This is a genomic window from Paracoccus nototheniae, assembly GCF_004335005.1.
In the GTDB taxonomy this organism is placed as follows: domain Bacteria; phylum Pseudomonadota; class Alphaproteobacteria; order Rhodobacterales; family Rhodobacteraceae; genus Paracoccus; species Paracoccus nototheniae.
In genome coordinates this window covers 19,697-32,427 of the sequence record NZ_RQRT01000019.1, presented here as the reverse complement: position 1 = coordinate 32,427, position 12,731 = coordinate 19,697, and the positions used below count along the sequence as shown (strand labels likewise).

At 63.0% G+C, this 12,731-nt stretch carries 15 protein-coding genes and 1 pseudogene; 5 read left to right on the top strand and 11 right to left on the bottom strand.

Annotated features, from left to right (window positions below; translation table 11 throughout):
• Window positions 1–39: 39 nt before the first annotated feature.
• Genes EG885_RS09360 through EG885_RS09345 form a run of 4 tightly spaced genes read right to left on the bottom strand, consistent with a single transcriptional unit; the run spans window position 40 to window position 3,235 of the window.
• Window positions 40–1,086, bottom strand: a complete 1,047-nt coding sequence (locus EG885_RS09360; protein WP_131574216.1) for a FecCD family ABC transporter permease — start codon at window positions 1,084–1,086, stop codon at window positions 40–42.
• A gap of 3 nt (window positions 1,087–1,089) precedes the next feature.
• Window positions 1,090–2,022 carry an ABC transporter substrate-binding protein gene (locus EG885_RS09355; protein ID WP_131574215.1) on the bottom strand — a complete coding sequence of 311 codons (933 nt, stop codon included), beginning with the start codon at window positions 2,020–2,022 and terminating at the stop codon, window positions 1,090–1,092.
• Between the two features lie 23 nt (window positions 2,023–2,045).
• Entirely contained in the window at window positions 2,046–2,822 is a 777-nt protein-coding gene (locus EG885_RS09350) for an ABC transporter ATP-binding protein (RefSeq protein ID WP_131574214.1), read from the bottom strand.
• The gene (locus EG885_RS09345; protein ID WP_131574213.1) at window positions 2,819–3,235 is read right to left on the bottom strand and encodes a DUF1636 family protein; all 417 of its coding nucleotides are present in this window, start codon (window positions 3,233–3,235) and stop codon (window positions 2,819–2,821) included. The genes EG885_RS09350 and EG885_RS09345 overlap by 4 nt, the downstream gene beginning before the upstream one ends.
• A 240-nt stretch (window positions 3,236–3,475) precedes the next feature.
• Here EG885_RS09345 and EG885_RS09340 point away from each other — a divergent pair.
• The 3 genes and pseudogenes from EG885_RS09340 to EG885_RS09335 form a co-directional block, all read left to right on the top strand.
• Window positions 3,476–4,246: pseudogene (locus tag EG885_RS09340) on the top strand (CobW family GTP-binding protein); the annotation flags it as partial.
• Between the two features lie 73 nt (window positions 4,247–4,319).
• On the top strand, window positions 4,320–4,448 hold the full coding sequence (locus tag EG885_RS23285) for a GTP-binding protein (RefSeq protein ID WP_341352757.1): 129 nt from the start codon (window positions 4,320–4,322) through the stop codon (window positions 4,446–4,448).
• Complete coding sequence (locus tag EG885_RS09335; RefSeq protein WP_131574212.1) at window positions 4,445–5,455, top strand: WD40 repeat domain-containing protein; 1,011 nt, start codon at window positions 4,445–4,447, stop codon at window positions 5,453–5,455. Before EG885_RS23285 ends, EG885_RS09335 begins: the two co-directional genes overlap by 4 nt.
• A gap of 4 nt (window positions 5,456–5,459) precedes the next feature.
• On the opposite strand, the gene dmeF is transcribed toward EG885_RS09335, so the two are convergent.
• Together dmeF and EG885_RS09325 are read right to left on the bottom strand one after the other, a co-directional pair.
• Window positions 5,460–6,413: a CDF family Co(II)/Ni(II) efflux transporter DmeF gene (dmeF, locus tag EG885_RS09330; RefSeq protein WP_131574211.1), complete on the bottom strand. Its 954-nt coding sequence runs from the start codon at window positions 6,411–6,413 to the stop codon at window positions 5,460–5,462.
• Window positions 6,410–6,688, bottom strand: a complete 279-nt coding sequence (locus EG885_RS09325) for a metal/formaldehyde-sensitive transcriptional repressor (RefSeq protein ID WP_131574210.1) — start codon at window positions 6,686–6,688, stop codon at window positions 6,410–6,412. Before EG885_RS09325 ends, dmeF begins: the two co-directional genes overlap by 4 nt.
• A gap of 92 nt (window positions 6,689–6,780) precedes the next feature.
• Here EG885_RS09325 and EG885_RS23080 point away from each other — a divergent pair, with 92 nt between their 5' ends.
• The gene (locus tag EG885_RS23080) at window positions 6,781–7,089 is read left to right on the top strand and encodes an ArsR/SmtB family transcription factor (RefSeq protein WP_207392242.1); all 309 of its coding nucleotides are present in this window, start codon (window positions 6,781–6,783) and stop codon (window positions 7,087–7,089) included.
• Between the two features lie 17 nt (window positions 7,090–7,106).
• On the top strand, window positions 7,107–7,457 hold the full coding sequence (locus EG885_RS23075) for a hypothetical protein (protein WP_207392241.1): 351 nt from the start codon (window positions 7,107–7,109) through the stop codon (window positions 7,455–7,457).
• Between the two features lie 173 nt (window positions 7,458–7,630).
• Here EG885_RS23075 and EG885_RS09310 read toward each other — a convergent pair whose 3' ends face one another.
• Genes EG885_RS09310 through EG885_RS09290 form a run of 5 tightly spaced genes read right to left on the bottom strand, consistent with a single transcriptional unit; the run spans window position 7,631 to window position 12,720 of the window.
• Window positions 7,631–8,365 (bottom strand): amino acid ABC transporter ATP-binding protein, encoded by a 735-nt coding sequence (locus tag EG885_RS09310; RefSeq protein ID WP_131574208.1) that lies wholly within the window; start codon window positions 8,363–8,365, stop codon window positions 7,631–7,633.
• Window positions 8,362–9,429 (bottom strand): amino acid ABC transporter permease, encoded by a 1,068-nt coding sequence (locus EG885_RS09305; protein WP_207392240.1) that lies wholly within the window; start codon window positions 9,427–9,429, stop codon window positions 8,362–8,364. The genes EG885_RS09310 and EG885_RS09305 overlap by 4 nt, the downstream gene beginning before the upstream one ends.
• A gap of 11 nt (window positions 9,430–9,440) precedes the next feature.
• The gene (locus EG885_RS09300; RefSeq protein WP_242679578.1) at window positions 9,441–10,496 is read right to left on the bottom strand and encodes an amino acid ABC transporter permease; all 1,056 of its coding nucleotides are present in this window, start codon (window positions 10,494–10,496) and stop codon (window positions 9,441–9,443) included.
• Between the two features lie 30 nt (window positions 10,497–10,526).
• Window positions 10,527–11,534: an amino acid ABC transporter substrate-binding protein gene (locus tag EG885_RS09295; RefSeq protein WP_131574206.1), complete on the bottom strand. Its 1,008-nt coding sequence runs from the start codon at window positions 11,532–11,534 to the stop codon at window positions 10,527–10,529.
• A gap of 28 nt (window positions 11,535–11,562) precedes the next feature.
• Window positions 11,563–12,720, bottom strand: a complete 1,158-nt coding sequence (locus EG885_RS09290) for a trans-sulfuration enzyme family protein (RefSeq protein WP_131574205.1) — start codon at window positions 12,718–12,720, stop codon at window positions 11,563–11,565.
• Window positions 12,721–12,731 lie beyond the last annotated feature (11 nt).

Sequence of the window (12,731 nt, the reverse complement as noted above, 5' to 3'; positions counted from 1 at the left end):
TAACATTTTGCGCGGGTGCAAGGCGATCGTGCCGGACAATCAGTGGCGCCTGCTCATGATCCAGATGAAGAAGATGCCGCCCGTCAGCCCGGTGACAACGCCGATGGGAATATCCTCGGGGGCCATGGCGACACGGGCCAGTGCGTCGGCGCCGATCAGGAAGACCGCACCGGAGAAGGCGGAGCCCGGCAGTACGCGGGCATTGTCGCCGCCGACGACCATGCGCACCAGATGCGGCATCATCAGCCCGACAAAGCCGATCAGCCCGGAAAAGGCGACCATGACCCCAGTGATCATTGCGGCCACCACGAAGACGGTCAGGCGAAAACGCCCCACCTCCAGCCCCAGGCTTGCGGCGGTCTCGTCGCCAAGGCTCATGGCGTTCAGGCGATCCGCCTGCGCCCAAAGCCACAGGCCGCAGGGCAGCAGCACGGCCAACGGCCACAGCAGATGCGACCACTGTGCCAGTCCAAGCCCGCCCAGCATCCAGAAGAGGACCGTATGGGTCGCACGCGGATCGCCAAGAAAGATCAGGATATTAGCGCAGGCCATGATGACGAAGCTGACAGCTACCCCGGTCAGCACCAGCCGGTCGGCGCTGTGCGCCCCTGCCAGATGCGCCACGCCCAGCACCATTGCCGTGGCAATCAGCGCGCCGCCAAAGGCCATCAGCGGCACCGTCAGTGGGCCCAAGAACATCCCCAGATGCAGCAGCGCCGCGATCGCCCCGAACGCTCCGCCCGAAGAGATGCCCAGCAGATGCGGATCGGCCAGCGGGTTGCGCGTGACCGATTGCAGCGCGGCGCCGACCAGCCCGAGCCCTGCGCCGACCAGTCCGGCAAGAATGACCCGCGGCAAGCGGATCTGCCAGATGATGCTGGCATGCCCCGCCCCGACGTCATGGGCAATCAGCCCCGGCAACAGTCGGTCCAGCACTACGGCACCCACGCTGGACAGCGGCACGGCCACCGCCCCCACCGATACTGCGACTCCGATCGACAGGATCAGTACGACTGCCAAAATGCCGCCCAGCCCAAGTCGGGGCCAGAGGCGATGCGCCGACAAGGGGGCGGTACTATCAGTCATGGCTCAGTCCTGTGCAAAGGCGTGGACCAACGTCTCGACCGCGCTGATGTTACGGGGACCGGGCGTGGCCTCGACATAGTCCAGCACCACGAAACGGTCGTTCCTGACCGCGTCGATCTCCGCCAGAGCCGGGCTGGTCTTCATGAAGTCAATCTTTTGCCCGGCCGTCACGTCGCCATAATTCACGATCACGACCACCTGCGGATTGCGGTCAATCACCGGCTCCCATCCGATCTCGGCCCAGCTCTTGTCCAGATCGTCCATGATGTTGCGCCCTCCCGCGGCCTCGATCAGGGCGGTGGGCATTGCATGGGCGCCGGCGGTAAAGGGCGTCTCTTGTCCGCTGTCATAGACGAAGACGCGCAAAGGGGTAGCGCGGTCCACGCCCGCGGTCAGCGCAGATAATTCGTCGCGCCAGCCAGCGATCAGCGCCTCGGCCCGGTCCTCGACGCCGAAGATGCGGCCCAGATTGGCGATATCGGTATACAGGTCCTCCATGCTGGCGCGGGGACGAGGGCCCAGATGGATGCAGCTTTCCGTCAGCTCATAGACCTGAATGCCAAAGGGGGTCAGGGTGTCGGGCGTGACCTCGCCGCCGACCTTCATTCCGTAATTCCAGCCCGCGAAAAAGAAATCAGCCTCAGCCCCGGCCAGCACCTCCTTGGAGGGATATTTTTCAGAAAGTTCGGGTAGTTCGGCCACCCCCTCACGCATCTGTTCGTCCAGCGTTTTCCACCCCGAAATGCCGGTATAGCCGACCATCCGGTCGCGCAGGCCCAGGACCAGCATCATCTCGGTCAGGTTGTCGTCGTTCGACACCGCGCGAGCCGGGGGGGCGTCGAACGTTACCTGCCGGTCGCAGCTTTGAACAGTCACGGGATGGGCCAGTGCGGGGGCGGCGGACAGCAGCAGCGCGGCAAGGGGCAGGCGGATCATCGGGGCGGTCCTTTTCAAGGTCGTCACAGATGAAAGGCGAAGCGGGGTGCGGGCCCCGAACGGTCGATGCGCGCGCCCACCCGAAAGGCCCGGGCCAGCACGGGTTCGGTCAGCGCCTGATCGGGCGGGCCGTCGGCCAGGATACGACCCCGATCCAGCACCAGCACGCGTTCAGCGAATTCGGCGGCCAGCGTCAGGTCGTGCAGCGTGGCAATCACCGTCAGGCCCAGCCCACGCAACAATTCCAGCAGTTCCAACTGGTGACGGATATCCAGATGGTTCGTCGGCTCGTCCAGCACGATCACCTGCGGCTGCTGGGCGAGCGCGCGGGCGACCATGACCCTCTGCCGTTCGCCGCCCGACAGGGTGTCGAAAGCGCGATCGGCCAGCGCTGTCAGGTCCATACGCTGCATGGCGTCGGCCACGATGCAGGCGTCCTGCGCGTCGGGCGAAGACAGGGACACCGCCCAGCCCCGCCGATGCGGCAAGCGGCCCAGAGCTACGATCTGACGGGCCGACAGCGCGAAATCGGTGGGCTGTTCTTGCAGCACGGTGGCCAGATCGCGGGCCACAGCCTGGGCGGGAGTGGACCACAAGTCGCGCCCCATCAGCTGCACGATGCCCTGTCGCGGCGCGTGATGGCGATAGATCAGCCGCAGCAGCGACGATTTGCCCGCGCCGTTCGCGCCACAGATCGCCATGATCTGCCCTGCCGGTACGGCAAAGCCGATCCCGGACAGGATGTCCGGGCCACGCGCCGGCCCCCAGCTGACATTGCAAAGCTCTACTGCGGGCGTCATGGGGCAACTACTGAGGCGGGAGTACGCGCCAGCGTGGCGGGGCGCAAAGGGGTCGGGCAATCCGATCCTTTGCACCAGCCGTCGGGCAGGGCGGGATACAGACGGGCAAACGCGATCAGCGCGTCAAGCGGTCCGACAGGGGGCAGGTCCCCGAAATACCACAGCGCCTTGCCCTTCGCGCGAAACGCCAATGTAGAGGGCCGGTCGCATCCGCCAAGACAGGCCGAGCCTGCGTCCTCAAGGTCTCGTGTCAGCCCCGCCGCCGCAATCGCCACGCGCAAGCAGCGCATGAGGGTCGCGCCGGTGCCGTCCGGCTTGCGTGCTTTGCAGACAAGGATCTGACGCGGCGCCGATTGCACCACAGTATAGGCAGGCACGGCCACCAGCGGGCGCAGGGGGGTATCCATCGTCATGGTTGACGCGGCGAAGGAACACGGCCGAGGCTGACCCAAGGAAAAGTGCGTGCAGCACAGACGGACATAAATGCCTCATAGGGAAAGCTCTGACCGCAACCAATTATGTTATACTATAACATAACGCAAGCAGCGTTATGTCCGAAATCCAGTTGAGGCATTGTCGCCCAATGCAAACACGCTATAATGTGATGATATTACATATATCGGCCACTACCTGCCGAAGCAGAAAGGCTCAGCATGAACTCTCAAGTCCCCGTGACGGTCCTGACAGGATTTCTTGGCGCCGGAAAAACAACCCTGCTGAACCGGATCCTGACCGAGCAGCATGGGCAAAAATACGCCGTGATCGTCAACGAGTTTGGTGAGACCGGCATCGACAATGAGCTGGTCGTCGATGCTGATGAAGAGATCTTCGAGATGAACAACGGCTGCATCTGTTGCACCGTGCGCGGGGATCTGATCCGGATTTTGGCTGGTTTGATGAAACGCCGTGATCTGGACGGCATCCTGATCGAAACAACCGGCATGGCCGATCCGGCCCCCGTGGCGCAGACCTTCTATGTCGATCAGGACGTGGCAGCGAAGACGCGGCTGGACGCGATCGTCACGGTTGTCGATGCCGTTAATCTGGCAACGCATCTGAATGAGGCGCATGAGGCCGCAGAGCAGATCGCCTTTGCCGACGTGATCCTGCTGAACAAGGTCGATCTGGTCGACGCTGCTGCGCTGGCAGCGGTCGAGGCGCGGATCAAGTCGATCAATCCCTATGCGCGCATCGTGAGGACGGAACGCTGCGGGGTGGCGTTGGATCAGGTGTTGGGCCTCGATGCCTTCAAGCTGGATCGAGTGTTGGAAATCGAGCCGGATTTTCTCGATGAGGATCACACGCATGAGCATGAGGAGGACATCACCTCGATCTCGCTGCGCCTTGATCAGCCGCTGGAGCCGGTGTTGTTCAATGCCTGGTTCTCGCGCTTGCTGCAGCAGAAGGGGCAGGACATCTTGCGCTCCAAGGGCATTCTCCATTTTGCAGGCGAGGATCAGCGCTTCGTCATTCAGGGCGTGCATATAGGGCGTGCATATGCTGATGGACAGCAGTCTCCTGGGGCCGTGGCCGGAAGGGCCGCGTCAATCCAAGCTGGTCTTCATTGGCCGCAATCTGGACAGCATGGATCTGCGCGAGGGGTTCGAGGCGTGTAGGGTGCTATGACGACCGGACTTATCGAGGCGACTTCGATCGAGGCTCGAGCACAGATCGTAGAGACCGGACAGGTGATCGTCGCGGCCTTCAGCGGCGCCCACGCCGTCCATTCGCTGTGGGGCGACGGGCAGATGCGGGTGTTTCACCCCGACAAGCCCGTCGAGACGCAGCTCCTGCACAAAGGTTCGATCCTCTGCGCAGCCCGCGTCGGCGCATCGCTGCTGACCGGTGGCGATGATGGTTCAGTGGTTTTGACGACAGAAGACGGCTTCCGACAGCTGACCCAGTTCCCGCGCAAATGGGTGGACAGCATTGCAGGGTCGGAAAATGGTCTTTGGGCGTGTTCGGTGGGCAAGCAAGTGCATCTGCACGAGCCGGATGGACGTCAGGATGTGCTGGAGCATCCCTCGACCGTCGGCGGACTGGCATTTGATCGCAAAGGCCGAAGACTGGCCGTTGCGCATTATGGGGGCGTCACGATCTGGACGCACGAGAAGCGCCGCTGGAAAGCATCTTCCTTGAAATGGGCCGGCAGCCATGTCGCCGTGACATGGTCCCCTGACGACCGCTTCGTGGTCACGGCGATGCAGGAAAACGCCCTGCATGGCTGGAGGATCCGCGACAAGGCGGAGCTGCGGATGACGGGCTATCCGGCCAAGGTCAAAGGCTGGAGCTGGACTGGTGCCCGTCCCTGGCTGGCCACGACCGGCGCGGACAGTGCAATCCTATGGGCGTTCGACGGTGCAAACGGCCCCATGAACCGGGCACCCCTGCAGATATGCGACCATGAAAAAACCCTGGTGACGGCCATTTTGGGTCTGCCCGGGCAGGATATGGCGATTGCGGGTTTTGCAGATGGTCGGATCATGGTCTCGGACGCCAACGAGGATGCTATCGCGAAGTTCATCAAGCAGCTGCCGGGCCCTGCGATCGAAGGGCTTGCTGTGGCCACGGATCAAGGATGGTTGTTCGCCGCGGATGCGAACGGTCGGGTTCATTGGATGAAGCTTGGCTGAGGCGTCAGCCGGCACGGGTTACCTCGATCGTCAGGTGCGACAGATCCGGAATATGCGCCAGTCGGGACCGATAAGTCGCGGCGTCGCGAGGCGCCTGGCTTTCTATCGACAGGATGGCGCCGTGATGGCCCGGTCCAAGCTGCCAGACATGCAGATCGACAATCCTGTCAGTGTCGGTCTCGATGGCTGCACGGATCTCGTCGGGCAGGTCCTCGTCCTCGGGGATATAATCCAGAAGCACCTGGCCGGTGTCCCGGATCAGCCCCCAGGACCAGCGCGCGATGACCAGCCCCCCGACGATGCCCATCAGAGGGTCCATCCAGAGCCAACCGAACTGGCGTCCGAGGACCAGTGCCACGATGGCCAGAACCGATGTCAGGGCATCCGCCAGCACGTGCAGATAGGCAGCACGCAGGTTGTTGTCCCGATGACCATGCCCATGACTGTGATCGTGGCCATGATGGTGCCCGTGCGCATGTGAGTGGCCATGGTGGTGTCCATGATCGTCGCGAAGCAGCCACGCGCAGCCCAGATTAACGATCAGGCCAACTACCGCGACCGTGATTGCCTGTCCGAAGCTGATCGCCACCGGATCGATCAGGCGCTTCACGCTTTCCCACCCGATCAGCAGGGCGATCAAAGCCAGTATTACGGCGCTGCCAAAGCCCGCGAGATCACCAAGCTTACCTGTCCCGAAGGTAAACCGGCGGTCATCGGCCCTGCGCCGCGCGAACCGATAGGCCAAAGCGGCAATCAGCAAAGCCGCCGCATGGGTCGCCATGTGCCATCCATCCGCCACCAGCGCCATCGAACCAAAAACGGTCCCCGCCGTGACCTCGATGACCATCATCGCGCTGGTGATCGCAATCACGGCCCAGGTCCGACGCTCATTGCGGTGATGGTCCAGACCGAGAAAGACGTGATCATGCGGGGCTGCAAAGCGGCAGACGTCAGTCATTTGAGATAGGTCCGGATGACCCCGATCAGTTCGCCTGCGGCCTTGGCTCGCTCGGCATCCTTGTCCGTGTCGGGATCCGCGACATGCCCACGAATATGCTCCTCTATCAGTTCGAGCGTCAGCCCTGAAGTTGCGCCACGAATGGACGCCACGAGGTTCAGAACCTCGGCGCATGGGGCGTCAGCGTCCAGCATGCGCTCCACTGCATCCATCTGGCCTCTCAGGCGTCGTATCCGGGCCAGCAAGGCAGACTTGTTCTTGATCGTATGTGTCATAGAGGTAGGGGTATCCCCTATCAGGCAAGCTGGCAAGTGAGGCGGGCTATCCCGATTGACATAATCGCTCTATCATTCTATGGAACGTTGTAATGAAAATCGGTATGGCTGCCCCTGACGCAAACCAGTTGGATCTGGCAGCGACGATGTTCTCGGCCCTTGCCGAGCCGTCACGCCTGCGTTTGCTGCTCTCCTTGACGGAAAAAGAGGCGTCGGTGTCCGAGTTGTCTGCCGCCACGGGGGACAAGCTGTCCACCGTCTCTGCGCGGCTTGGCGTTCTCCATAAGGCCCGACTGGTCGCCCGCCGCCGGGATGGCAAGTCGATCATCTACAGCCTGGCGGATCACCACGTCCTGAGCCTTGTCTCGAACGCCGTTGATCATGCTTGCGAAGACCATTGAACCGAACAGGAGCCACCATGGCACATGACTGCACCATCCATCACGACCATCCTCATCAGCATGGCAAGGATTGCGGTCATACCGCGATGTGCCATGGCGATCATGTCGATTACCTGCATGACGGTCATCTGCATCACCCGCATCAAAATCATGTCGACGAGCATGTGATTGAGGTCAGCGCCACCAATCCCGATACCTGCACCAGCGGCTGCACCGGCCATGATGCCGATCACGTCCACGGTCCCGATTGCGGGCACGAGGCTGTGCCACATGGCCATCATACCGATTATCTGGTTAACGGACGCCTGCATCATCCGCATGGCGATCATTGCGATGATCACGGCCCGGTCGAGGTCATCGCTGCCTGACATCGGGCTGGCACCGGGCCAACGGCGCGATCAGCGTGAGTGGTCAGGCTATCAAGAGGTCACCTCCACGGCGCTGAACGTGATCTTCAAGGAGCAGGGCGTTGGTCCGGTGCAGCTGTGATTGCAGTGTGTCGTGCTAGAAAGGTCGGTGCGGTCTCTTTTTGCCGCAAGCATCAATGGACAATCTGGCGCAGAAACTCCTGCGTTCTTGGATTGGCGGGGGCGGTGAAGAACTGTTCAGGCGGCGCGGTTTCGATGACCTGCCCCTCGGCCATAAAGATCACGCGGTCCGCGACACGCCGGGCAAAGCCCATCTCATGTGTGACGACGACCATCGTCATGCCGTCCTCAGCCAGCGAAATCATGGTTTCCAGCACCTCTCCGATCATCTCGGGGTCCAGCGCGCTGGTCGGCTCGTCGAACAACATGATCCGCGGGGACATGCACAGCGCGCGGGCGATAGCTACGCGCTGCTGCTGACCGCCCGAAAGTTGGCCGGGATATTTGTCGGCTTGCTCGGGGATGCGGACCCGATCCAGATAGCGGCGCGCCTGAGCGACGGCCTCAGCCCGCGGCGTCCGCCGCGCAAGGATCTGTGGCAGGGCGCAGTTTTGCAGAACGGTCAGATGCGGAAACAGATTGAAATGCTGAAACACCATACCGACATCGCGTCGCACCGCGTCTAGATTCTTCAGATCGTCGTTCAGTTCGACCTGACCCACCCGGATCGTGCCGGACTGATACTCTTCCAGCCGGTTCAGGCAGCGGATCAGGGTGGATTTGCCCGACCCCGAGGGACCGCAGATGACTATCCGCTCTCCCTCCGCGACCGACAGGTCGATGTCGCGCAGGGCGTGATAGGCACCATACCACTTGTTCAGCGCGGTGACGGTAATGGCGGGGGTCATGCATAGCTCCTTGCCTTGACGCGGCGTTCAAGCCAGCGGGCATAAATCGAGATGGAAAAGCAGATCGCGAAATAGAGGGCCGCGACGAACAGATAGGTTTCAGTAAAAGGGGCCGGCCATGCTGGATCCCCCGCCGCTGCGCGGCCTGCGCCCAGCATGTCGAAGACGCCCACGATCATCACCAGTGAGGTGTTCTTGACCATCACGATGGCGGTGTTGGTCAGTGGCGGAATGACCTTCTGGATGGCCTGCGGCAGGATGATGTTCCCGATCATCTTCCAATAGGGGATTCCCAGTGCGCGCGCGGCCTCGGCCTGTCCCGGTCCCAGGCCCTGCAGCCCGCCACGCAGGACCTCGGCCAGATAAGCGGCGGCAAAGATCGTCAGCGCGGCGACTGTCCGGCCCAGCTTGTCGATGGTCCATCCGGCGGGCAGCAGCAGGGGCAGCAGGATCGCCGCCACGAACAGCAAACCGACCAGCGGCAGGCCGCGCACCAGCTCGATCACGCAGACCGACATGGCCTTGACGACCGGCAGGTCTGATTGCCGGCCGAGCGCCAGCATCACCGCCAGCGGAAAGCCAAGGCCAAGCGAGACCACCGCCAGCAGCAGCGTGACGGGCAGTCCACCCCATTTCGCCGTCTGCACCGGAGCCAGCCCCAGTATGCCCCCGCGCATCAGCAGCAGTATGACGGCGATGGCGGCCGCCCATACCAGAGCCAGACGGATGTTCCACAGCCTGGGCGACAGAGAGGCCAGCACCATCGCCACGATCAGGCCGATGACGACGACCGGGCGCCATTGCTGGTCGGGCGGATAAATCCCGAACAGGATCAGCCGGGCCTTGTCGTGCAGATAGGCCCAGCAGGCGCCACCGGCGCGGCAGGCATCTTGGCCCTCGGAGCCGCTCCAGACCGCGTCGAGGACTGCCCAGTTGAAGGCGGGTAGCAGAAGGACGACCATGCCAAGCGTGCAGAGCGTGATCACTGCCGAGACGGCATCGCCCAACAGCAACTTCAGGATGGGCCGGTGGGGCACCGGCGGCGCGGGACGGGGGGAAATCATGACATGATCCATCATCGCACCACGATCGCCATGCGGGCATTATACCAGTTCATCAGAAGCGACACCGACAGTGAGATGGTCAGAAACACGCCCAGCATGATGACAAGGCTCTCGATCGCCTGACCCGTCTGTTTGATGACGGTGTTCACGACCAGTCCCAGTTCCGGGTACCCGACGGCGAGGGCCAGCGTCGTGTTCTTGACGGTGGACAGATATTGCGAGGTCAGGGGCGGGATGATAATCCGCAGCGCCTGCGGCAGGATGATCCGGCGCAGCGTGATGCGGTCGGTCAGGCCGAGCGCCCGTCCCGCCTCCCATTGCCCGCGCGACACGGCCTCGATGCCGCCGCGGATGATCTCGCCGATAAAGGCGGCGGTGTAGAGGACAAGGCCCAGCATCAGCGCGGTGAATTCGGGCGACAGGCGGGCGCCTCCGGTGAAGCTGAAGCCTCGCTGCTCGGGCATGTCCAGTTGCGCGCCGCCGAGAATGAGAACGGCGACAAAGGCCAGAAGGGCTGCGATCCACCGGAACCGGGGCGCGATCAGTAGCGCCCCGACCGCCGCCGCAATGGCCAGCACCAAAGGCATGGCCGCAACCGTCGGCACGAACACGCCCCGCTGGCTGAGAAACACCCCTGGCAGCGGTTGCCAGGCATCGCGCGGGGCCGGAAAGGCGGACGTGGCCAGCGCATACCAGAACAGCAGTTGCACGATCAGCGGCAGGTTGCGCATGATGGTGACATAGCCGCCCGCCAGTCCCGACAGCAGCGGATGATCCGACCGACCGGCCAGGCCCACGCCCAGCCCCAACACGGTCGCACCGATGATCGCCAGCGCCGAGATCCACAGCGTGTTGCCCAGACCCACGACATAAGCCCACAGAAAGCTGTCCTGCGGCGTATAAGGCAGCACGCTTTCAGAAATGGGGAACCGCGCCCCGCGTTCCAGAAAGTCAAACCCCACGCGAATGCCGCGGGCCTGAAGGTTCTGGACCGTGTTGTTCGCGATCCAGGCGATCACCGCTGCGACGACAATCAGCAGGGCGATCTGGATCAGACCGCCCCGCACCCGCCGGTCATGCCATAAACGTCCCATGGCTTACTGGAAGGTCAGCGGGAACATCAGCCCACCGTCGCGATAGAGGGCATTGGCGCCCCGCTCCAGTTTCAATGGGCTGTCCTTGCCCAGGTTGCGGTCGAACATCTCGGCGTAGTTGCCGACCTCGCGCACGATGTTGGCCGCGAAATCGTCCTCCAGCCCAAGGGCCGCGCCATTGCCGGGCTCGGTCCCCAGAAAGCGGCGAATGCGGGCATCCCCGCTGTCCGCGAACTCGTCGATATTCTCCGAAGTGATGCCCAGCAGCTCTGCCGTCTTCATCGCCTCGATCGACCATGTGACGATGTCCAGCCATTGATCGTCGCCATGGCGCACCGCCGGTGTCAGTGCATCCATATAGGGTGTCGCGGGGAAGATAATGTAATCATCGGGGCTCGATGCCTGCGTCGCCCGAACCGAGGCCAGCGCCGCAGCGTCGGTGATCAGCGCGTCACAGCGGCCCGAAAAGAACGCCTGCCGCGTGGCCGAGGTGTTGTCGAAAACGACCGGCTCCAGTTCCAGCTCCAGATTGGCCGAAACGTCGGCAACCACCACCTCGGTCGTCGATCCGGTCTGCACGCAGACGGCGGCACCAGCCATGTCCTCGACCCGGGTGATGCCCAGTTCAGCAGGCACCATGAAACCGGTAAATTCGTAGTAAGTGGGGCTGGCAAAGTTGATGCCATTGCCGTCGCGCTGCAGGGTCCAGGTCAGCGTGCGGGGCAGCATGTCGATCTCGCCGGTCTGCAAGGCAGGGATGCGTTGCTGGCCCGACAGCGGCACGAAATCGACTGCATTTTTGTCGCCAAAGATCGCCACCGCCACGGCGCGACATGTCTCCACATCGAGGCCCCGCCAGTAGCCCTCGCTGTCGGGGGCGCCAAAGCCAACGGTGCCTTGGCTTGCGCCGCAGATCAGGCGTCCGCGCTCCCGCACAGTGTCCAGGGTGGTTGCGTGGGCGGCAGCCGTCGATGCGGTCATCGCAATTGCGGCAATAACACAGGTTTTCATGGATAGCCTCGCTGTTGGTTCGGGACGTTCAAGCGTCCGCTTGGTTGGTCAGGATGGAAAAGAAAGCGTTCAGGTCGGCTTGCAGATCGGCCGGATCCTCCAGGCCGATCTGCAGCCGCAGGATCGTCTTGTCGTTGCGGGGATGGCCATTCGCGCGGGTGATGGTCATCGGTGCCATCAAGCTGCGTGTGCCGCCCCAGCTGGCGCCGATGGCAAAGACCTGCAGTGCGTCCAGCGCCGCGTTCAGGCGACTGGCATCGGGCAGGACCACGCTGAAGACGCCGCTGGCCCCGGCAAAGTCACGACACCACAGATCGTGACCGGGGCAGGAGGGCAGGGCGGGGTGCAGCACCTCGCCCAGATTGCGGGCCGCCAGATCCTGCGCGATGTCCAGCGCGATGCGGCCCTGATGAGCCATGCGAACGGCCATTGTCTCGATCCCCCGCAGGGCAAGTGCAACGGCATCGGCGGGGACCCCAAGCCCCAGAAACCGCATCTGATCGCGCAGCCGCTGCCGCAGGTCGCTGTCATTGACCGACACCGACCCCATTAGCAGATCGGAATGCCCGCCTACATATTTTGTCAGCGCTTGCATCGACAGATCGACGCCATGGGCCAGCGGCTTGAACAGCAGAGGCGTGGCCCAGGTGTTGTCGATGCCCGTCAGGATCCCCCGGTCGCGGGCCAGCGCGACGATAGCGGGCAAGTCTTGGACCTCCATCGTGGTCGAGCCGGGCGATTCCATCCAGATCAGCCGCACGCTGTCGTCGATCTGCGCGGCCAGATCCGATCCGTCCGGGCGATAGATGCGATGATGAATACCCAAGGGAGCCAGAAAATTGCGGCAAAATCCGAGAACGGGCGGATAGGCGCTATCAGGGATCAGCACCGTGTCGCCGGGACGCAGGGCTGCAAGGAAACATACCGCGATGGCGGTCTGACCAGAGGGCAGCAGGACCGTATGCTTTGCACCCTCCAGCGCGCTCAGTTGCGCCTCCAGTACTCGGTTTGTGGGCGTGCCATGCAGGCCGTAGGAGTAGCTATCCAGATCGCGCTGCCCTCGTGTTGCATAGGCAGCGGCGTCTTCGAACACGATCGTGGAAGCCCGATGTGTCGGAACAGTCAGGCTGGCATAGCCATCCTCGGAGACGGTCGGATGGATAGGGCAGAGAGTAGCGTCGCGCATCTTCGGATCCT

What these genes read in the sequence shown, in the direction of transcription:
- EG885_RS09360 (WP_131574216.1), bottom strand. Translation starts at nt 1,086, where the DNA reads ATGACTGATAGTACCGCCCCCTTGTCGGCGCATCGCCTCTGGCCCCGA.
- EG885_RS09355 (WP_131574215.1), bottom strand. Translation starts at nt 2,022, where the DNA reads ATGATCCGCCTGCCCCTTGCCGCGCTGCTGCTGTCCGCCGCCCCCGCA.
- EG885_RS09350 (WP_131574214.1), bottom strand. Translation starts at nt 2,822, where the DNA reads ATGACGCCCGCAGTAGAGCTTTGCAATGTCAGCTGGGGGCCGGCGCGT.
- EG885_RS09345 (WP_131574213.1), bottom strand. Translation starts at nt 3,235, where the DNA reads ATGACGATGGATACCCCCCTGCGCCCGCTGGTGGCCGTGCCTGCCTAT.
- EG885_RS23285 (WP_341352757.1), top strand. Translation starts at nt 4,320, where the DNA reads ATGCTGATGGACAGCAGTCTCCTGGGGCCGTGGCCGGAAGGGCCGCGT.
- EG885_RS09335 (WP_131574212.1), top strand. Translation starts at nt 4,445, where the DNA reads ATGACGACCGGACTTATCGAGGCGACTTCGATCGAGGCTCGAGCACAG.
- dmeF (WP_131574211.1), bottom strand. Translation starts at nt 6,413, where the DNA reads ATGACTGACGTCTGCCGCTTTGCAGCCCCGCATGATCACGTCTTTCTC.
- EG885_RS09325 (WP_131574210.1), bottom strand. Translation starts at nt 6,688, where the DNA reads ATGACACATACGATCAAGAACAAGTCTGCCTTGCTGGCCCGGATACGA.
- EG885_RS23080 (WP_207392242.1), top strand. Translation starts at nt 6,781, where the DNA reads ATGAAAATCGGTATGGCTGCCCCTGACGCAAACCAGTTGGATCTGGCA.
- EG885_RS23075 (WP_207392241.1), top strand. Translation starts at nt 7,107, where the DNA reads ATGGCACATGACTGCACCATCCATCACGACCATCCTCATCAGCATGGC.
- EG885_RS09310 (WP_131574208.1), bottom strand. Translation starts at nt 8,365, where the DNA reads ATGACCCCCGCCATTACCGTCACCGCGCTGAACAAGTGGTATGGTGCC.
- EG885_RS09305 (WP_207392240.1), bottom strand. Translation starts at nt 9,429, where the DNA reads ATGATTTCCCCCCGTCCCGCGCCGCCGGTGCCCCACCGGCCCATCCTG.
- EG885_RS09295 (WP_131574206.1), bottom strand. Translation starts at nt 11,534, where the DNA reads ATGAAAACCTGTGTTATTGCCGCAATTGCGATGACCGCATCGACGGCT.
- EG885_RS09290 (WP_131574205.1), bottom strand. Translation starts at nt 12,720, where the DNA reads ATGCGCGACGCTACTCTCTGCCCTATCCATCCGACCGTCTCCGAGGAT.